The 18,632-nt window shown below is 67.9% G+C and carries 19 protein-coding genes; 9 read left to right on the top strand and 10 right to left on the bottom strand.

Annotation, left to right across the window (positions count from 1 at the left end; all coding sequences use genetic code 11):
- Positions 1-13 precede the first annotated feature (13 nt).
- Positions 14-925, top strand: coding sequence for a 5-aminoimidazole-4-carboxamide ribonucleotide transformylase (locus ABD231_RS22375; protein ID WP_344155187.1), 912 nt, complete (start codon positions 14-16; stop codon positions 923-925).
- Here the strand turns inward: ABD231_RS22375 and ABD231_RS22370 are convergent.
- Positions 922-1,461 carry a phosphotransferase-like protein gene (locus tag ABD231_RS22370; protein WP_344155183.1) on the bottom strand — a complete coding sequence of 180 codons (540 nt, stop codon included), beginning with the start codon at positions 1,459-1,461 and terminating at the stop codon, positions 922-924. The genes ABD231_RS22375 and ABD231_RS22370 overlap by 4 nt on opposite strands.
- A 59-nt stretch (positions 1,462-1,520) precedes the next feature.
- Here ABD231_RS22370 and ABD231_RS22365 point away from each other — a divergent pair, with 59 nt between their 5' ends.
- A complete protein-coding gene (locus ABD231_RS22365; protein ID WP_344155180.1) occupies positions 1,521-1,835 on the top strand; it encodes a hypothetical protein in 315 nt (104 codons plus the stop codon).
- A gap of 5 nt (positions 1,836-1,840) precedes the next feature.
- Here ABD231_RS22365 and ABD231_RS22360 read toward each other — a convergent pair whose 3' ends face one another.
- From ABD231_RS22360 to ABD231_RS22350, 3 genes are read right to left on the bottom strand one after another with little or no spacing between them, the layout of a single operon-like run.
- Complete coding sequence (locus ABD231_RS22360; RefSeq protein ID WP_344155177.1) at positions 1,841-2,104, bottom strand: MoaD/ThiS family protein; 264 nt, start codon at positions 2,102-2,104, stop codon at positions 1,841-1,843.
- 1 nt (position 2,105) lies between these two features.
- A complete protein-coding gene (locus ABD231_RS22355) occupies positions 2,106-3,191 on the bottom strand; it encodes a WD40/YVTN/BNR-like repeat-containing protein (RefSeq protein ID WP_344155174.1) in 1,086 nt (361 codons plus the stop codon).
- A gap of 10 nt (positions 3,192-3,201) precedes the next feature.
- Positions 3,202-4,110 (bottom strand): 2-hydroxyacid dehydrogenase, encoded by a 909-nt coding sequence (locus ABD231_RS22350; RefSeq protein WP_344155171.1) that lies wholly within the window; start codon positions 4,108-4,110, stop codon positions 3,202-3,204.
- 94 nt (positions 4,111-4,204) lie between these two features.
- Between ABD231_RS22350 and ABD231_RS22345 the strand changes: the two genes are divergently transcribed.
- The 6 genes from ABD231_RS22345 (at position 4,205) to ABD231_RS22320 (ending at position 10,213) form a co-directional block, all read left to right on the top strand.
- Positions 4,205-5,575, top strand: a complete 1,371-nt coding sequence (locus ABD231_RS22345; protein WP_344155168.1) for an FAD-binding oxidoreductase — start codon at positions 4,205-4,207, stop codon at positions 5,573-5,575.
- Positions 5,572-6,855 carry a class I SAM-dependent methyltransferase gene (locus tag ABD231_RS22340; RefSeq protein WP_344155165.1) on the top strand — a complete coding sequence of 428 codons (1,284 nt, stop codon included), beginning with the start codon at positions 5,572-5,574 and terminating at the stop codon, positions 6,853-6,855. The genes ABD231_RS22345 and ABD231_RS22340 overlap by 4 nt, the downstream gene beginning before the upstream one ends.
- Positions 6,856-6,868: 13 nt before the next feature.
- Entirely contained in the window at positions 6,869-7,165 is a 297-nt protein-coding gene (locus ABD231_RS22335; RefSeq protein WP_344155163.1) for a hypothetical protein, read from the top strand.
- A gap of 31 nt (positions 7,166-7,196) precedes the next feature.
- The gene (locus ABD231_RS22330; protein WP_344155160.1) at positions 7,197-8,273 is read left to right on the top strand and encodes a PQQ-dependent sugar dehydrogenase; all 1,077 of its coding nucleotides are present in this window, start codon (positions 7,197-7,199) and stop codon (positions 8,271-8,273) included.
- Positions 8,274-8,393: 120 nt separating this feature from the next.
- A complete protein-coding gene (locus ABD231_RS22325; protein WP_344155157.1) occupies positions 8,394-9,365 on the top strand; it encodes a general stress protein in 972 nt (323 codons plus the stop codon).
- A gap of 5 nt (positions 9,366-9,370) precedes the next feature.
- Positions 9,371-10,213: a nucleotidyltransferase domain-containing protein gene (locus tag ABD231_RS22320; protein ID WP_344155154.1), complete on the top strand. Its 843-nt coding sequence runs from the start codon at positions 9,371-9,373 to the stop codon at positions 10,211-10,213.
- Positions 10,214-10,455: 242 nt separating this feature from the next.
- Here the strand turns inward: ABD231_RS22320 and gatB are convergent, their stop codons facing one another.
- The 3 genes from gatB to gatC are packed head-to-tail and all read right to left on the bottom strand — an operon-like array spanning position 10,456 to position 13,752.
- On the bottom strand, positions 10,456-11,952 hold the full coding sequence (gene gatB, locus ABD231_RS22315; RefSeq protein WP_344155151.1) for an Asp-tRNA(Asn)/Glu-tRNA(Gln) amidotransferase subunit GatB: 1,497 nt from the start codon (positions 11,950-11,952) through the stop codon (positions 10,456-10,458).
- Positions 11,949-13,454: an Asp-tRNA(Asn)/Glu-tRNA(Gln) amidotransferase subunit GatA gene (gatA, locus tag ABD231_RS22310; RefSeq protein ID WP_344155148.1), complete on the bottom strand. Its 1,506-nt coding sequence runs from the start codon at positions 13,452-13,454 to the stop codon at positions 11,949-11,951. The genes gatB and gatA overlap by 4 nt, the downstream gene beginning before the upstream one ends.
- Before the next feature lies 1 nt (position 13,455).
- On the bottom strand, positions 13,456-13,752 hold the full coding sequence (gene gatC, locus ABD231_RS22305; RefSeq protein ID WP_344155145.1) for an Asp-tRNA(Asn)/Glu-tRNA(Gln) amidotransferase subunit GatC: 297 nt from the start codon (positions 13,750-13,752) through the stop codon (positions 13,456-13,458).
- Between the two features lie 211 nt (positions 13,753-13,963).
- Here gatC and ABD231_RS22300 point away from each other — a divergent pair, with 211 nt between their 5' ends.
- Positions 13,964-14,608, top strand: coding sequence for an ACT domain-containing protein (locus tag ABD231_RS22300; protein ID WP_344155142.1), 645 nt, complete (start codon positions 13,964-13,966; stop codon positions 14,606-14,608).
- A gap of 16 nt (positions 14,609-14,624) precedes the next feature.
- Here ABD231_RS22300 and ABD231_RS22295 read toward each other — a convergent pair whose 3' ends face one another.
- The 3 genes from ABD231_RS22295 to ligA form a co-directional block, all read right to left on the bottom strand.
- Positions 14,625-14,891, bottom strand: a complete 267-nt coding sequence (locus ABD231_RS22295) for a hypothetical protein (RefSeq protein ID WP_344155139.1) — start codon at positions 14,889-14,891, stop codon at positions 14,625-14,627.
- The gene (locus ABD231_RS22290) at positions 14,869-16,329 is read right to left on the bottom strand and encodes a hypothetical protein (RefSeq protein ID WP_344155137.1); all 1,461 of its coding nucleotides are present in this window, start codon (positions 16,327-16,329) and stop codon (positions 14,869-14,871) included. The genes ABD231_RS22295 and ABD231_RS22290 overlap by 23 nt, the downstream gene beginning before the upstream one ends.
- Positions 16,330-16,424: 95 nt before the next feature.
- Complete coding sequence (ligA, locus tag ABD231_RS22285) at positions 16,425-18,524, bottom strand: NAD-dependent DNA ligase LigA (RefSeq protein WP_344155134.1); 2,100 nt, start codon at positions 18,522-18,524, stop codon at positions 16,425-16,427.
- Between the last annotated feature and the right edge of the window lie 108 nt (positions 18,525-18,632).

Here is an 18,632-nt window from a genome sequence, read left to right as displayed (position 1 = left end):
CCGGAGGTCGCGCATGCGTTATGGGATGAATCCACATCAGGCCGCGTCGATGACAGTCGTCGGCTCGGCCGCGCCATTCACCGTCGTGGCGGGAAATCCGTCGTACATCAATGTCCTGGACGGGCTGACCGGCTGGCAGCTCGTCCGCGAGGCCGCTCTTGATTTTGGGGTACCTGCAGCGGCGTCGTACAAGCATGTGTCCCCGGCTGGCGCAGCGCTCGGTACGTCGGTCGCTGACGCGTACCGGCGCGCCCGGGACGCCGACCCTAAGTCGTCGTACGGCGATTTCGTGGCGGTCTCGCACGTGGTCGACGCTGAGCTGGCTGACGTGCTGCGTCGGGTCGTGAGTGACGGGATCATCGCGCCTGGGTACGCGCCTGGTGTGGTTGAGGTGCTGGCCGCGAAGAAGCGCGGCACGTACTTGGTGCTGGAGGCGGATCCGTCGTTCGAGCCACCGCGCGAGGAGGTGCGTGAGCTGTACGGCGTCCGCCTCAGCCAGGAGCGGGACGACGTACCGATCACTCGAGACCTGCTGTCGGCCGAGGTGGGTGACGCCGTCGCACGGGATCTGATGCTCGGCCTGATCGTCGTCCGCTACACGCAGTCCAACACCGTCGCCCTTCTGAAGGACGGTATGGCGATCGGCATCGGCGCCGGCCAACAGTCCCGAGTCGACTGCACCCGCCTAGCCGGCGCCAAAGCGGCCGAGTGGTGGTCCCGCCACTCGCTTGAGCCGCTCACCGGCGTGTCGATGGTCTCCGACGGCGCACTCCCCTTCCCCGACAACGTCGAAGAGGCAGCCCGCTTCGGCGTCACCCACCTCGCCGAACCCGCCGGCTCCATCCGCTCCGACCAGATAGCCGCCGCCTGCGCCACGCACGGCATCAGCTGGTCCCCCACCAACCTCCGCCTCTTCCGCCACTAGCTCAGGCGGTACCTCCCGGCGGCTACTCCCATCCGAACAGCCTCCGCCGTGGCAGCCGCCGACTGGCCGGTCGTGTCGAGGGCGTGATGCTCCAGCGCGCCCAGGTCGGCGAAAACGCCGTACATGTGAGTGAGGGCGCCTTCGTCACGCAGTGACTCGGGACCGCGGTTCTGCGCCCGGGCGATGGTTGTCTCAAGCGCAGGCCGCAGTGCGACGTACGACAAGGTCAGCCCGTCGGCCTCCGCAGCCGCCCGAAACGGAGGCAGGTAATGCGGTCCAACAACACCGTCGACCACGACGTCGTACCCACCCCGTGCATACGTCGCAGCGGCGCCCACATACGCATCCACCACCACATCGTTCTGCCTCGACGCATCCGGCAGGTACGGCGGGATGAACCCAGTCCGAATCGCCTCGTAGAACTGGTCGGTCACCAGATGCACAGTCGCCCGCTCAGCCTGCGAAGCGACCAACCGCGCCACCGTCGACTTACCAGCCCCCGGAGGCCCACTCACCACGATCACTTCGCCCTTCACTTCCCGGACGCTACAACCGGCTCTTCCGCCACCAACCCGTCCGGCACATACTGCTCACCATGTGGGCAGTCATCGGCGTATGGGACATCGACCCCGACCTCATCGAGGGCCTCCGCGACCAACTGTCACTGATGGCCTCGAGCAAGATCCCGCTCCCCGGCTTCGTGCACGGCACCTGGACCCGCGACGGCCACATGATCCAGGTCTACGCAGACGAGGCGAACGCCCGCCAGTACCACCAAGCGATGCTCGACCAAGGCGCCGTCGACCGCCCCGGCATCCGCAACATCGTCTGGGCCGTCTCCGAGGTAGGCGCCGAATCCGACACCACCGGCTGGACCGACCGCACCGGCACCCATCACCCGCCAACCTGACCGCGTCAGCCGCCGGCGACGCTGGGGAGGATTAGGAGTTCGGCGCCGTCGGTGAGGGGGGTGTCGGGGCCGGCTAGGTCTCGGATGTTGTCGGGGCCTAGGTAGATGTTGACGTGGCGGCGGACCGAGCCCTGCTCGTCGGTTAGGCGGCGGCGGAGGGCTGGGTGGGTGGCTGCGAGGGCGGCGCCGACGGTGGTGGCTTCTACCTCGATGTGTTCGGCGCCGTCGGCGAAGGGGCGGAGGACTGGTGGGAGCCGGAGGGTGATCACGTCAGATCACCGCGGCGCGCAGGGTGAGTACGTCGGGGAGGTGGCTGGCGACCTCGGTCCAGGTGTCGCCTGCGTCGGCGCTGGCGTAGACGCAGCCGTCGCGGGTGCCTACGTAGACACCGGCCGATTCGGCGGCGTCGGTGGTGAGCGCGTCGCGGAGGACGGGGACGTAGGAGACCTCGGGCAGACCGTTGGTCAGCGGTTCCCAGGTCGCGCCGGCGTCGCGGGAGCGGTAGACGCGACAGGTGGCGTCAGTGGGGATTCGGTTGCCGTCGGCCACCAACGGGAAGACGTACACGGTGTCGGGCTCATGCGGGTGCACGGCGATCGGGAAGCCGAAGTCCGACGGCAATCCATCGGCGATGCTCTTCCAGATCTCGCCGCCGTCGTCGGACCGGTACACACCATGGTGGTTCTGCGCGAACATCCGCTCCGGTACGTCGGGATGCGCCGCCAGCTTGTGCACACACTGACCGAACTCGGGATCCGGGTCGGGCAGGAAGTACGCCTTGATCCCGTGGTTGGCCGGGGACCATGACTCCCCACCGTCCGTCGTCTGGTACACACCACCGGTCGACATCGCGACGCTGATCCGCGCGGGGTCGGTCGCATGCGGCAGCACGGTGTGCACGGCCTGACCGCCGAAGCCTGCGCCCCACTGTTCGCGATGCGGGTGATCCCAGAGTCCCCGGACGAGCTCGAACGTCACTCCCCCGTCAGTCGACTTCCACAGCGCCGACGGCTGGCTCCCGGCGTACACAACACCCGGCTGGGCGGCCGGCGCCGGCTGGATCTGCCACACGCGCTCCAGCGACGCATCGGTCCCGGCTGGGAATCCGATCGAGCCCTCCGCCGGCTCATCCCACGTCTTCCCGAGATCATCGGAGTGGAACACCGCCGGTCCCCAGTGCTCACTGGTCCCGCCGACGAAGAGTCGCGGCTGCTCACCGCGCGTGTCGATGCCCACGGCGTACACGCCCTGCATCTCGAACGCGGGACCGTCGAGCCTCCACTCCCGGCGCGCAGCGTCGCTGCGGCCGATCCAGAGCCCCTTCTTGGTCCCGATCAGCAGTACGGTCTCGGACATCGTTGTCCTCCTAGCGTGGCGGCCCCGCCACCACATTGATGAGTGCTTCTCCACGCGCGAAACGCTCCAGCTGCGCCCGCACCAACCGGGCGACCCGCGGCTCGAACGCCGTCGAGGCACCCCCGCGATGCGGGTTGATCAGCACATTCGGAGCAGACCACAGCGGATGACCTGACGGCAACGGCTCGGGATCGGTGACGTCGAGCGCGGCCGAGATGCGCCCCGTACCGAGCTCAGCCACGAGCGCGCTGGTGTCGACGATGACCCCGCGAGCCACGTTCACGAGCAGTGCCCCGTCCTTGAGCCGGGCAAGGAACTTCTCGTCGACCATGCCGCGCGTCTCATCAGTCGCCGGAGTCAGCAGTACGACGACGTCCGCCTGCGGCAGCAACTCCGGGAGGTCGGTCGTCGGGTGAACACCGTCCCGCGGCCGCCTCGCCACGCGGATCACCTCACACTCGAACCCGGCCAGCCGCCGCTCCAGCGCCTCACCGATCGACCCGTACCCCACGATCAGCACGGTCCGATCCGCAAGCGAGTCGTCCATGTCCACATAGTCGGTCGGCCACACACCGAGCTCCTGGTTGCGCACCGCCCGCGGCAACCGCCGGTACGACGCCAGGATCAGCCCGACCGCCAATTCGGCCGTCGACGCGTCGTGGACCCCACGCGCATTGCACAAGGTGACGCCCTCCGGCAGATGCGGTACAACGGCCTCGTAGCCCGCGGTCTGCAGCTGAACCACCTTCAGATCCGGCATCGCGGCGAAGGCGGCGGGCAGATCCACCCCGACCATGTACCCCGGCACGAAGAACTCCGCCCCATCCGGCTCCGCCTGCGCCGACACCCCGTCCGGCACCCCACCGAGGACCCGCTCGGAGTCCTCCCACGGAAGCCACGCCCTCACCAGATCACCCATGAGGAAAACCTACTCGCCGCCACGGACAATCCGCGCGAGCAGGCGTGACAGAAGACCCATGCGTGCTCCCGAACCGCCGTCGTACTCTGATTAGGTGCCCTCGACATCGGATGCGGCTGCAACACTCGCGCACGATCAGGCGGTAGACCGGCTCCGCGCGTCGTACCAGCGCATCCCGGTCGGCGAGCCCGTGCGGCTGGCCAAACGCAGCTCGAACCTGTTCCGGCCGCGCACCGAGCTCGCCACGCCCGGCCTGGACGTCTCCGGGCTGACCGGGGTGCTCAGCGTCGATCCGGTCGCGCGGACGGCCGACGTACAGGGCATGTGCACCTACGAGGACCTGGTCGCGGCGACCCTGCCGCACGGGCTCACGCCGATGGTGGTCCCGCAGCTCAAGACGATCACGCTGGGTGGCGCGGTGACCGGGCTCGGTATCGAGTCCTCGTCGTTCCGCGCCGGACTGCCGCACGAATCCGTGCTGGAGCTGGACATCCTGACCGGCGCCGGCGAGATCGTGACCGCACGACCTGGTGACGACCTCTTCCGGATGTTCCCGAACTCCTACGGCACACTCGGCTATGCGACCCGGCTGCGCATCTCACTCGACCGCATCTCCCCGTACGTCGCCCTGCGCCACGTCCGCGTGTCGTTGGACGACCTGGCGCCGGTGATCGCCGAAATCGTTGCCTCTGGCACGTATGACGGCGAACCGGTGCACTTCGTCGACGGGGTCGCGTTCAGCCCGTCCGAGGCCTACCTGACGCTGGGGCGCAACAGCGACGCCGCAGTGCGGGCGAGCGACTACACCGGTCAGCAGATCTACTACCGCTCGATCCAGCAACGGCAGACCGACTGCCTCACCGCTCACGACTACCTGTGGCGGTGGGACACCGACTGGTTCTGGTGCTCAGCCGCCTTCGGTGCACAGAAGCCATGGGTACGGCGTTTGTGGCCGCGGCGGTGGCGGCGTAGCGACGTGTTCCACAAACTCGTCGGTTTCGAGAACCGTCATCACCTCGCTGCCCGGATCGGTGAGCGCCGCGGTCAGGCGCCGCGCGAGCGCGTCGTACAGGATGTGGAGATTCCGGTGGCGCGGCTGGCCGAATTCCTGCGGTGGTTCGACAGTGAGGTCGGGATGCGGCCGGTGTGGCTGTGCCCGCTGCGGTTGCGCGGAACCGCGTCCTGGCCGCTCTATCCGCTGGCGCCCGGCGCGACGTACGTGAACGTCGGCTTCTGGGGCACCGTCCCGATCGCTGCTGGTGCTGCGGACGGTGATGTCAACCGGGCCATCGAGGACGCCGTCGCCCGCTTCGGCGGCCACAAGTCGCTCTACTCCGATGCGTACTACTCCCGGGAGACGTTCGACCGGCTCTACAACGTCCCGGCCCTGACTGAGGTGAAACAACGCTACGACCCGGAAGCCCGGCTCACCGGGCTCTACGAAAAGGCGGTGACGCGCCGATGACGACGCTCGCAACACAGGTATCCATCGCAGAAGCCCTGACCACCGTGACCCCGGAAGGCCTCCCTTTCCGCTTCACGGCGTACGACGGCAGTGCCACCGGCCCCGCGGATTCCCCGATCCACATGCACCTGGCGACCGAACGCGGCCTGTCCTACATCCTGACGGCCCCCGGTGACCTGGGCATGGTCCGCGCGTATGTCCAGGGCGACCTGGAGATCACCGGCGTCCACCCCGCGAACCCGTACGAGTTCATGCGGATGATGCTCAACCAGGTCCACTTCGAACGCCCCACCGCGAGCGAGGCCCTCCGCATCGTCCACGGCCTCGGCTGGTCCCACCTGAAGCCGCCACCTCCCCCACCGCAAGAACACCTCCCGAAATGGCGCCGTACCTTCGAGGGCCTCCGCCACTCCCGCCTCCGCGACAAGGCCGCCATCCACCACCACTACGACGTGTCGAACACGTTCTACGAGTGGATCCTCGGCCCGTCGATGACGTACACCTGCGCTGTCTATCCGACTCTTGATTCGACGCTGGAAAAAGCGCAGTACGAGAAGTACGACCTGGTCGCGCGCAAGCTCGATCTGAAGCCCGGCATGCGATTGCTGGACGTCGGCTGCGGCTGGGGCGGCATGGTCCGCCACGCAGCCCGCGAGTACGGCGTCACCGCGCTGGGCGTCACGCTGTCATCGGCGCAAGCCGAGTGGGCCGCTGCCGCCATCAAACGCGAAGGCCTGGAGGACCGCGCCGAAGTCCGCTACCTCGACTACCGCGACGTCCCCGAACGCGACTTCGACGCCATCAGCTCCATCGGCCTCACCGAACACATCGGCGTCCGCAACTACCCGGCGTACTTCGGCTTCCTCCTGGACCGCCTCAAGCCCGGCGGCCGCCTCCTCAACCACTCCATCACCCGCCCCGACAACCGCTACCGCTCCACCGGCGCCTTCATCGACCGCTACATCTTCCCCGACGGCGAACTCATCGGCTCCGGCCGCATCATCGCCGAAGCCCAAGACGCCGGCTTCGAAGTCCGCCACGCCGAAAACCTCCGCGAACACTACGCCCTCACCCTCGCCGCCTGGTCCGACAACCTCGAGACCCACTGGGACGAAGCAGTAGCCGAAGTAGGCCCCGCCACCGCCAAGATCTGGGGCCTCTACCTAGCCGCCTGCCGAGTCGGCTTCGAACGCAACAACACCCAACTCCACCAGTTCCTAGCCGTAAAACTCGACGCCACCGACGCCCACTTCCCCTTGCGACCCACCTGGCTCAGCTAACCGCGGTCCGCACGTGGACGAGGACGCGGACCGGGCGTGGGCCGACGCCGCTCCAGGGATCGCCTATCTGGAGGGCGAGATCGCGTCGTACGGCGGGAACGAGCCACCCGCGTTGCGGCGGGAGGACTACCTGGTCGGTACGCCGGAAGATGTGGCGCGGAAGTTGATCGCGCTGCACGCCGAGGTGCGGTTCGTGGAGTTCGCGCACTGGATGCGGTTGCCCACGATGTCGCAGGCGGTGGCGATGCGGTCGCTCGAGTTGATTGCGAGTCGGGTCGTTCCTGCGGTTCGGGCTGGGGTTGGGCGATAGCTTGGGGGGACCTGCGAGCTGAGGAGACGGCGTGGTCGGACGGGTTGTGGTGGCGGTGGCTGCGTTGGCCTTGGTGGCCGGGTGTTCTGAAGGGGGCGCTACGCCGACGCCCAGCAACTCCGGTACGGCGCCGGCTGGGTCAGTTAGCCAGGTCAAGCTGACCGTGGCGTCGACCGTGGTGAGCGGGATCCCGGTGCCGTGGGGGCTGGCGTTCCTTCCGGACAAGAGTGCGTTGATCGCTGAGCGCGACACCGGGAAGGTGAAGCGGATCGTCGATGGGAAGGCGACCGAGGTCGGCACCGTCGACGGGGTGGACCCCTCGTCGGAGGGCGGACTGCTCGGACTCGCGGTCGACCCCAAAGCGCCGTACGTGTATGCGTACTTCTCGACCAGCAGCGACAACCGGATCGCGCGACTGACCTACAAGGACGGGCGGCTGTCGGAACAGACCACGATTCTCGAGGGGATTCCGCAGGCGGCGATCCACAACGGTGGGCGGTTGAAGTTCGGGCCGGACGGCTTCCTGTACGCCGGCACCGGCGACGGCGGCGATCGGCCGAACTCGCAGAACGACGACTCGCTGGGTGGGAAGGTCCTACGGATCACCACCGAGGGCAAGGCCGCGCCGGGAAATCCCGGCGGCCGGCTGTGGATCACCAAGGGCCACCGGAATGTGCAGGGGCTGGCGTTCGACGGGAATCAGCTGTACGCCGCCGAGTTCGGCCAGAACACGTGGGACGAGCTGAACGCGATCACGCCGGGGTCGAACTACGGATGGCCGGCCGCGGAGGGTGCCGAGGGGCTCGACGGGATGGTCGACCCGATCGCCCAGTGGAAGACGAGTGACGCTTCGCCAAGTGGAGCGGCCTTTGCCCAGGGCCACGTTTTCATGGCGTCGTTGCGGGGTGAGCGGTTGTGGGCGATCCCGGTCGCGGGCGGCAAGCGGGTCGGCGAACCGCAGGCGTTCTTCGTTGGAGAGTACGGCCGGCTGCGGACGGTCGAGGTCGCGCCGGACGGTTCGTTGTGGGTCACGACGTCCAACACCGACGGACGCGGCGAGAGCCGAGACGGTGACGATCGGATCCTGCGGGTGACGATCGGGCGATGACTGGTTGAAGGACAGTTGTTGTCCGACTGTCATCTGACTCGTCAACCGTTTGAGGATTTCGGCCGTCTGGTACTAGTGGGGAGGAACCCCTTACGCAGCAGGCTTTCCAGAGGAGTTGGTATGGTGCCCGACCAGGCGTCCGTCGTCCCCAGCAGTGTCGTCGCTTCGGTGAGCACCTTCGCCGATGCTCAGCAGACAGTCGACTACCTGCGCAGTTACGGGATGGACTCACGAAGCCTGGAGGTGGTCGGCGCCGAGCTCCGGCTGTCCCGCAGACAGGCGGCGGTCCCGGTAGTCCGCCGTACCCTCCTGAGTGCCGGCGCCGGTGCACTACTCGGGGTGTTGAGCGGAGTCTTCGTCACCCTGGTCGCCGAGACGACACTGACGGCGTTCTCGGTCCTACTGTGGGGATTCGTGTACGGCGTCCTGGTCGGCGCCATGTGGGGCCTCTTCCAAGGCCTGGTCCGGAACCGCCCCGACGCGCCGCCCATCGAGGTCATCACCCCGACGTACTACGAGGTCCGCTGCGCGCAGGACGACGTCTCGGTTGCACTAACCCTCCTAGCCACCGACCCAGAGCCCGAGCCCGCCCCCGAACCCCAGCCCTTCGCCGAACCCGACCGCGTCATCGCGGCCGAGCCCTTCACCAAGCTCAATCCCTTCGTCGAACCAGCGCGCCTCTCCGAACCCAACCCCTTCCTCCAACCCGAGCACTTCGCCGAACCCAACCCCTTCGTCGAGCCCGCGCGCTCCAACGACCCCGAGCCGCAGCATGAACCCGAGCCGCAGCCGGTGGCGAAGTCGCGCTACCTGGTCGAACCGCCGACGCGTGTCACCGCGCCCGAGCCCGAACCTGAGCCGGTCGCACAGTCGAAGCCCGCGGTCGAGGAGCCCAAGCCCGACGCTCCCAAGCCTCCGGTCGACGAAAGCCAGTCCGACGAAGCCGAGCCTGTGGTCGACGAGCGCGAGCCTGAGCCTGCGGTTGATGAAAAGCCGGTGGTTGACGACAAGCCTCAGGTTCGGCGGCAGCCGGCGCAGACTAGTCGGAAGGCTCGCGCCAAGAAGAAGACGGCGCGCACCAACGCGGCCTGACCTGCGTGAATCACTCCGAGTTCCGACGTACGGCGGTCGCCCCGGTGCTGGCCGCGTACGCCGGGACGCCCGGGGTTGATGCGGTCATGCTCGGCGGATCGACCGCTCGGGGTGATGCGGATCAGTGGTCGGATGTCGAGGTCGGCGTGTTCTGGAGCCGACCACCGACCACGGCCGAGCGCCTGGCCCCCGCACCGAGCGTTCGCCCGGGAACGCCGGAAGACGCAGGCTCACCGTGGTTCGACTATCTGTCGGTCGACGGGTTGGCGGTGGACGTCGAGCACGCGTTGTCGACCGCGGTTGAGGAGACTCTCGACCTGGTGCTGGAAGCGAACGTGCCTGATCCGGATGGTCTGACGCTGCTCAAAGGACTCGTCGACGGGCGGGAGATCGGCGGGCCGCAGCCGGAGTTGGTGCAAGGGTGGAAGCGACGGGCGGCGACGTACCCGCGCGGTCTCGCGACCGCGATCGTCGAGCGAGATGGGGCGATCGACAAGTTCTGGCGATGCCAGATGCTCATCGAGCGCGACAATCCCGTGTTGCTCACGCGCGAATTCCTTCGCATGACGAATCAGCTGCTCGCCGTACTGCATGCTGTGAACGGCTGCTACAGCGGTCACGTCCTGGCGTTCAAACGCCTGGACACGATGGAAGCCGAGCTCACCCACGCCCCACACCAACTCGCAGCCCGGTTGCGAGCAGTCTTCACCGCTCCCCCGCCACAAGCCGCCGAGATCCTCCGCCAACTGATCGAAGAAACCTACGACGTCATCGAGGCACACCTACCCGAGGTAGACGTCGCACGCCTCCGCACCCGCTTCCGAGCAACCCGCACACCTACCTCTTGATGGCAGCCACTGAAGCCACCGTGTTGATGACCGCGACTGAAGCCACCGTGCCACTGTGAGGAGCTGGCCGGCGAGTGTGAGAACCCGGTCGCTGGTAAAGGGTTTCCAGCACCACGGCGGTCACACTCGACGAGGTCCGACGCCCACTGGCTTCACTCGCCGACGTCCACTGGCTTCAGTGGCGGGGTGGGCAGGCAGGAGTCTGGGGTGGTGGGGCCGACGAGGCCCCACCACCGGTCGAACTAGATGCCTAGCTTGGCATTCAGGAGTTCGCGGACCTTGGCGGCGTCGGCCTGGCCTCGCATGTCCTTCATGACGGCGCCGATGAGGGCGCCCGCCGCTGCCGGCTTGCCGGAGTTGACCTTTTCGACCACGTCGGGGTTGGCCGCGATGGCTCGGTCGATGGCTTCGATGAGGGGGCCGTCGTCGGAGACCAGGGCCAGGCCGCGCTTCTCGATGACCTCGGCCGGCGTGCCTTCACCGGCCAACAATCCTTCGAAGACCTGCCGAGCCAGCTTGTCGTTGAGGGTGCCCTCGTCGACGAGCTTCTGGACCTGAACCACCTCGGCCGGGCCGACCGGCAGCTCGGCGAGGTCGACACCCTGCTCGTTGGCGGCGCGGGCCAGCTCGCCCAGCCACCACTTCTTGGCGGCTGCGGCGGCGACGCCGAGGTCGATCGTCGCGACGATCGGCTCCAGGGCATTGCCGTTGATGACGTCGCGCATCTCGAGGTCGGTGAAACCCCACTCCTCCTGCAGCCGCGCGCGGCGCAACGAAGGAGCCTCGGGCAGGGTTGCCCGCAGCTCCTCGACCCATTCGCGCGAGGGTGCGACCGGGACCAGGTCCGGCTCGGGGAAGTACCGGTAGTCGTCGGCGTCCGACTTCTCCCGGCCCGAGGTGGTGATGCCGGTGTCCTCGTGCCAGTGCCGCGTCTCCTGCAGGATCTTGCCGCCCGCGTTCAGTACGGCGGCCTGCCGGGTGATCTCGTACGTGATCGCACGCTCGACCGACCGGAACGAGTTCACGTTCTTGGTCTCAGTCCGAGTCCCCAAAGCCGTAGTACCGGAAGGCTTCAGCGACACGTTCGCGTCACACCGCAGCGACCCCTGGTCCATCCGCACGTCGGACACATCCAGCGCCAGCAGCAGATCGCGCAACTGGCTCACGAACGCACGCGCAACAGCAGCAGCCTTCGCCGGCGGGACCTCGATCGTCTTGGTGACGATCTCGATCAGCGGGATACCCGCCCGGTTGTAGTCGACCAGCGAGTGCGACGCGCCCTGGATCCGGCCGGTCGCGCCACCGACGTGGGTGGACTTGCCGGTGTCCTCCTCCATGTGGGCGCGCTCGATCTCGATCCGGTACGTCTCACCATCGACCACAACTTCGGTCCACCCGTTGAAGGCGATCGGCTCGTCGTACTGCGAGGTCTGGAAGTTCTTGGGCATGTCCGGGTAGAAGTAGTTCTTCCGGGCGAACCGGCACCACTCGGCGATCTCGCAGTTCAGCGCGAGGCCGATCTTGATGGCGGACTCGACGCCACGCCGGTTCACCACCGGCAGCGCGCCCGGCAGGCCGAGGCAGACCGGGCAGGTCTGCGTGTTCGGCGGGGCGCCGAACTCGGTCGGGCAGCCGCAGAACATCTTCGACTTGGTGTTCAGCTCGACGTGGACCTCGAGACCCATGACCGGGTCGTACTGCGCGAGGGCATCGTCAATAGCAACAACTTCAGCGGTCATCGGGTCACCTCCAGCTCCGGAGCCTTCGTCATCAGTACGCCGCCCCACTGCTCGGCCAGCGCGGATTCGAGCGCGGCGCCGACTGTGTACAGCAGGTCGTCGCGCATCACCGGGGCCATCACGTGGAAGCCGACCGGCAGGCCGTCCTCGTCGGCCAGGCCGCACGGGAACGACGCGGCCGCGTTGCCGGCCAGGTTGGACGGGATTGTGCAGAGGTCGTTCTTGTACATGGCGATCGGGTCGTCGATCCGGTCACCGATCGCGAACGCCGTGGTCGGTGTCGCAGGCGAGACCAGTACGTCGACCTGCTCGTAGGCCTTCGTGAAGTCCCGGGCGATCAGCGTCCGAACCTTCTGCGCCTGGCCGTAGTACGCGTCGTAGTAACCGCTCGACAGCGCGTGCGTACCGAGGATGATGCGCCGCTTCACCTCGTCGCCGAACCCGGCCTCGCGCGTCAGGCTCGTCACTGTCTCGGCGCTGTTCGTGCCGTCGTCGCCGACACGCAGCCCGTACCGCATCGCGTCGAACTTGGCCAGGTTGGACGAGGCCTCGCTCGGCAGGATCAGGTAGTACGCCGGCAGTGCGTACTGGAAGTGCGGGCACGAGACCTCGACGACCTCGGCACCCAGCTTGGTGAGCAGCTCGACCGCCTCGTGGAAGCGAGCCTCCACACCAGGCTGGTACCCCTCGCCGCCGAGCTCCTTGACCACGCCGATCCGCAGACCGGACACATCACCGTTGCGGGCAGCCGCCACGACGGCGGGAACGTCCTGGTTGATCGAGGTGGAGTCCATCGGGTCCCACCCGGCGATCGCCTCGTGCAGCAGCGCCGCATCCAGCGTCGTCCGGGCACACGGCCCCGGGGTGTCGAGCGAGGAGGCCAGTGCGATCAGCCCGTACCGCGAGGTGCCGCCGTACGTCGGCTTCACGCCGACCGTCCCGGTGAACGCACCCGGCTGCCGGATCGAGCCGCCGGTGTCGGTACCGATCGCGAGAGGTGCCTCGTACGCCGAGATGGCCGCAGACGAACCGCCGCCCGAACCACCGGGGATCCGGCCGAGGTCCCACGGGTTGTGCGTGGTCCCGTACGCCGAGTTCTCGGTGGAGGAGCCCATCGCGAACTCGTCCATGTTGGTCTTGCCGAGGATGACGATGCCGGCCGCCTTCAGCCGCTTCACCACGGTCGAGTCGTACGGCGGCTTCCAGCCCTCGAGGATCTTCGAGCCGGCGGTCGTCGGCACGCCCTCTTGCGTGAGCACGTCCTTGAGCGCCAGCGGGACACCGGCCAGCGGACCGAGCTCTTCGCCGGCCGCACGCTTGGCGTCGACGGCCGCGGCCTGCGCCAGCGCACCCTCGGTGTCGACGTGCAGGAACGCCTTCACGGACCCATCGACGGCAGCGATGCGATCCAGATGCGCCTGGGTCACCTCGACCGAACTGGCCTGCTTCGACGCCATCAGCTCGGAGAGCTCGGCCGCGGTCTTCCTGGTGAGGTCACTCATTTCAGTCCTCCTCCAGGATCCGCGGCACCCGGAATCGCTGCGCCTCGGCTGCCGGGGCGCCGGACAGCGCCTGCTCCGGGGTGAGGCACGGGACGTTCTCGTCGGCGCGCATCACGTTCGTCAGCGGCAGGGCGTGCGAGGTCGGCGGAATGTCGTCCGCCGCGACCTGGCTGACCTGCCCGACCAGGGTGATGATCTGGTCGAGCTGTGGCGCGAGGTGATCGAGCTCGGCGTCGCTGAGCTCGATCCGCGCCAGTCGCGCCAGGTGCGCAACCTCTTCGCGGGTAATCGATGGCATGAACCGGTCCAATGTGTCTGCAGTTGCTGGACACGCCACGGCAAACCTCCACGTGGCGCTCAAGTCATCCTAGAGGGCGGCTGTGACAGGTTTATTTCCTCGTCCCCGTTCGCGGTTCGAGAGGGCCCGGGCGTGTTGCGGGTTCCGCTCTGTAACATGGGCCGCGACAGGGCGTTACGCGCAAGGTGATCGGCTGGGAGATGATCGTTCGGTGTTCCTGCTGCGATTGATCATCCCGGACCGACCCGGTTCGCTCGGCACTGTGGCCACCGCCCTCGGTGAGGTGAGTGCCGACATCCACGCGATCGAGATCGTCGAGCACCGCCGCGAGAACGGCACCGCGGTCGACGACATCGTGGTCGACCTGCCTCCCGGCGTCCTGCCGGACCGGCTGGTGTCGGCCTGTAACAGCGTGGACGACGTCGAGGTGATCTGGTTCTCCCGGTACGGCGCCGGCGGCGGACTGCACATGGACCTCGAAGCGGTCGAGCAGATGACCTCCGCACCCGCGGACGCGATCGACCTGCTGATCGAGCAGGCGCCGGCCGTCCTGCACGCCGACTGGGCCGTCCTGCTGGACGGGACGGGTTCCGAGGTGAAGGTCGCGCTGGAGACCAGCGCCACTCCGGAGTTCGGTGACGTCGCGGCAGCCTGGCTGCCGCTGGAGAAGGCCATCACTCTGGATGCGCCGGACCACAAGGGTCTGTCCGAGTCCGTGCTGGTCGCGGCGCCGCTGGAGTCCGACCGCCGGATCATCGTGGTCGGTCGCCGCGGTGGGCCGGAGTTCCTCGGCTCGGAGGTCGCTCGACTGAGCTACCTCGCCTCACTCGCAGTCACCATCCGCGCCACCGCCTAAGGCGGCGAACTTCCGGCTATCCCAGCTGGAAGTAGGTGAACGTCCAGAGTCCGGCGAGCACCAGCAGCACCAGGACTCCGACCAGCGAGACGATCAGGATCGTCTGGCTGTTGCTGCCGCTGCGCTCCGGGAGGTCGAACTGGGTGGGACCCCAGGCCCCACCCCCCTCGACCCGTTGGGCCGCCTCAGGCGGTGGGGCCACCACCGCCTGTTCGACCCGATTCTCCCGGGGCAGCTTCATCACATCTCCGCCGATCAGCTCAGACGTAGTACGACTCAGCATCGATGTTAATCGTCCGGGACAAGAAGTCGTCTCGGTCGTTGTTCCGCACCTCGACCCGCCAGCCACCGACGAACGCCGCGGCCGGCTTGCCGTCGTTGTGCTTGGCGATGAATTCCTTCAGCGCCGCCGCGTCCGGACCCTTGAGCGCACCGAACGCGTCGCCGACTACCGTCGGCCAAGCCGCCTCCGCGGCGTCCTTGCGTCCGGAGATGCTGATCTCGAGCCGCTTCACGCCGCCGTCGGAGGTGCCGTAGCCGAAGACGCGCTGCGAACCGAAGTCGCCGACCTTCTTGGAGCACATGACCTTGCAGTCGTAGCCCTTCGCCGTCAGCGCGCTCTTCAGCTGGGCCTCGGTGGTCTGCCAGGTCTTGTCCGGCACCTTGATCGACTCCTCACCGGACTTGCGCCCGGACAGAGTCAGCGAGCTGTCGTTGCTCAGCCGGAACTCGCCCCACGAGGTGCCAACCTTGTCCGACTTCTGACCGGTCTTCACCGCGTCCTGGATCTTCTTCACCTCGCTGCCGCCGAAGGTGTCGTTACCGAGCGCCTGCAGCGCGGCGTCGAAGCTGACCGCGGCGTTGTTGCGGTTGTCGTCGTCGCGGGAGGTCAGCTCGAGGCTGATGATCGACCCGTCCTTGGTGAACTGGAAGATCGCGTCGACCTGGGTCGGACCGTCGTACTTGAAGCAGCCGCGGTGCGCACCGGCGTCGTTGTTGAACAGATCGGAGCACTGGTAGCCGATGCCCTGAAGCTTCTGCGTCGCCGCCTCGGCCTGGCCCGACGAGTTGCCGGTGCCGCCGCCGTTGGTCGAACCGGAGGTGGGCTGCGGGCCCGGGTCGGCGGTCTTCTTGTCGTCGCCGCCGAGGCCGCGGACGACCAGCACGATGATCAGGCCGATCAGCAGAATGCCGACCACGCCACCACCGATCACCAGCGGCATCTTGTCCTTGCCGAAACCGCCCGGTCCCTTGGAGCCACCGGAGCCAGGGCCCTGCTGCCACGGCTGCTGGCCTGGCTGACCACTCTGCTGCTGGTGCCAGCCGCCCTGCTGGGCGCCCTGCTGACCCCAGGCCTGCTGCTGGTAAGGCTGCTGCTCGCCCTGCTGCGGCGCGCGCTGGCCCCAGCCCTGGGCAGGCTGTCCCTGCTCAGGCTGGCCCTGCTGCGGCTGCGAAGGCTGCCCGTGCGAGGGCTGGCCCTCCGGCTGACCGGGCTGCGGCCGTCCAGGCTGCTGACCCCATCCGCCACCACCCTGCTGCGGAGGCTGGCCCTGCGGCTGCCCGTGCTGCGGCTGCTGCGGGTTCTGCCCCCAACCGCCGCCACCCTGGCCAGGAGGCTGCTGTCCCCAGCCGCCGCCTTGACCTCCTTGGCCCCCCTGCTGTCCGCCCGGCTGGCCCCCCGGCTGCCCGGAACCCCACGGTCCCTGTGGCGGCGTCGTCATATTCGCTCCTTTGACCCATGCATGGACGTGCAAAACTAACAGTCCGACGGCTCAGCTCTGGTGCCGGATCCCGTGATTCTTCAGGTAGCCCGCGACTAGCCCGGCTCCGGGGTACTCGCGACCGCCGTGGCTGCCTCGGCGCCATCGGCCAGCAGCACCCGGAATCCGGCCGCATCGAGGATCGGTACGCCGAGCTGAACCGCCTTGTCGTACTTCGATCCCGGCGAATCGCCGACCACCACGAACGACGTCTTCTTCGACACCGACCCGGCCACCTTGCCACCGCGGGACACGATCGCCTCGGTCGCCTCGTCGCGGCTGAACCCCTCGACCGTCCCGGTCACCACGACCGACAGCCCGACCAGTGTCTGCTCGACGACCGGCCCGGTCCGCTCCTGCCGCATCACGACACCCGCGGCCTTCCATTTGTCCACGATCGCCTGATGCCAGTCCACCGCGAACCACTCGATCACCGCATGCGCGATGGTCGGCCCGACACCTTCGATCTCGGACAGTTCCTGCTCACTAGCAGCCCGTACGGCGTCGATGTCGTCGTACACCGCGGCGAGCGCCTGGGCGGCCGTCGGCCCGACATGCCGGATCGACAACGCGACCAGCCCGCGGGCCAGCGGCTGGGTCTTGGCCTGCTCGAGATTCGTCAGCAGCTTCTGGGCATTCGCGGACAGCACGCCGGCCTTGGTGGTGAAGAAGGAACTGCGGATGAGCTCGTCGGCGGTCAGCGTGAAGAGGTCGCCCTCGTCCACGATGAGCTCGTCACCGATCAGCGCGTCGGCCGCCTTGAAGCCGAGCACCTCGATGTCGAACGCAGCCCGGCCGGCCAGGTGGAACATCCGCTCGCGCAGCTGGGCCGGGCACGATCGCGAGTTGGGGCAACGGATGTCGATGTCGCCCTCCTTCATCGGCCGCAGCTCGGTCCCGCACGACGGACAGGTGGTCGGCATCACCCAGGGCTCGGCGTCGTCGGGGCGCAACTCGAGGACCGGCCCGAGAATCTCCGGGATCACATCGCCGGCCTTCCGTAGGACCACGGTGTCCCCGGGGACCACGCCCTTGCGCTCGACCTCCTTGGCGTTGTGCAGGGTCGCGAACTCCACCGTCGATCCGGCCACCCGGACCGGCTCCATGACGCCGTACGGCGTGACGCGGCCGGTGCGGCCGACGTTCACCTCGATGGCCAGCAGCTTGGTGGTGACCTCCTCCGGCGGGTACTTGTACGCGATCGCCCAGCGCGGTGCGCTCGAGGTCGAGCCGAGTGCCCGTTGCAGGTCGATCTCGTCGACCTTCACCACGACACCGTCGATCTCGTGGTCGACCGAGTGCCGGTTCTCGCCGTAGTACGCGATGAACTCGTTGACCTCGGCCAGCGTCTCGACCCGGCGCGCGCGATCGCTGACCGGCAGCCCCCACGCCTTCAACTGCTCGTACGCCGAGGAGAGCCGCCCGAGCCGGTGTCCCTCGACCTTGCCCAGGCCGTGCACGACGAACCGCAGCGGACGGCTGGCCGAAACCCGCGAATCCTTCTGTCGCAGTGATCCGGCCGCGCTGTTGCGTGGATTGGAGAACACGTCCTTGCCGGCCTCGGCCAGCTGCGCGTTCAGCTCGGTGAAGTCCTCGACCCGGAAGTAGACCTCGCCGCGAACCTCCAGGAACGCCGGGACGTCGTCACCCTGCAACTGCTCCGGGATGCTCTTGATCGTCCGCACATTCGGCGTGACGTCCTCACCGGTCCGCCCGTCACCACGGGTGCCGCCGCTGACCAGGCGACCGTGCTCGTAGACCAGATCGAGCGCCAGCCCGTCGACCTTCAGCTCGCAGAGGAACCCCGAGTCGTGGATCTGCTGGACGGTCACCTCGCGCTCGAGCCGCTTCGCCCAAGCCTCCATCTGCTCGGCCGAGAACGCGTTCCCCAGACTCTCCATCCGCATCGGATGCTCGATCGGCGCGAACAACGTCGAGATCGGCACCCCGACCTTCTGCGTCGGCGAGTCCGGCGTCCGCAACTCGTTGTACTGCTCCTCGATCGCCTGCAACTCGTGCATCAGCGCATCGAAGTCGGCATCGGAGATGACCGAGCTACCCAGGTAGTACTTCGCCCGGTGGTCCTCGATCTCGTTGCTCAAGGCAGCATGCCGCTCCATCACCTCAGGCGGCGCCGCCGGAATCTCCTCGCTCATGCCCAAAACCTACCGCCGCCCACCGACAACCCCCCAGCACTACACCCCAAACCACCCACCACCCCATCTCCCCTCCCCGCATCTCCCCCTCCCCGCATCTCCCCCTCC

The sequence above is a fragment of the Kribbella yunnanensis genome (assembly GCF_039529655.1).
GTDB lineage: Bacteria > Actinomycetota > Actinomycetes > Propionibacteriales > Kribbellaceae > Kribbella > Kribbella yunnanensis.
Note: the sequence above shows the minus strand (reverse complement) of the source record. Positions and strands in the feature narration are given on the sequence as shown.